This window comes from Dyadobacter sp. CY261 (genome assembly GCF_021440085.1).
Classification (GTDB): domain Bacteria; phylum Bacteroidota; class Bacteroidia; order Cytophagales; family Spirosomataceae; genus Dyadobacter.
The window spans coordinates 1-529 of record NZ_JAKCPW010000078.1 but is presented as its reverse complement, the minus strand read 5'-3'; the positions used below and the strand labels follow the sequence as shown (position 1 = coordinate 529).

General features: G+C 43.9%; 1 pseudogene. It reads left to right on the top strand.

The window, feature by feature from the left end:
* Window positions 1-290: 290 nt before the first annotated feature.
* Window positions 291-529 (top strand): annotated as a pseudogene (locus LZD49_RS35440) (glycosyltransferase); the annotation flags it as partial.

Here is a 529-nt window from a genome sequence, read left to right as displayed (position 1 = left end):
GATATTTTGTAATAAACTACCACCAATGGCCGCAAACTTACCGGCCGGCTTGTCGTACCCTGCGCCTTGTTTCTGTGACCCTCGACCCCGGATTCCGGCTGGTTCGCAAAAAAACTTGCTGAGCGATCAATGCTATTACTGAATGCCTTATTTTTGTCGACTGACTTAAACACACATGAAAGAATTTATGAGTATTTGCTTCCGAACAGGCACCCCGTTCATCGATAAGAGCCCTTCTCTTTTCCTCACGGGTACAAACACCACCTTCATATTCAGTAAATTAGAAGGTAATGGACAATAAAAAAATACTTCTCCTCGCCCACGATGGCGAAGACTTCTTTAAAGCCAGATTGCCTTTTGCAAAGTTTTTGAAAGCCCATGGGTATGAACCATTTGTAATTTTACCTGAGGACCATTACACCGAAAAAATCCGCCAGGAAGGATTTCACGTGCAGCATTCAAGTATCGAGCGCGATAGTAAAAATCCGCTGAACCTGCTCAAATCCGTCCTTGAGATCCGAAAATTTGC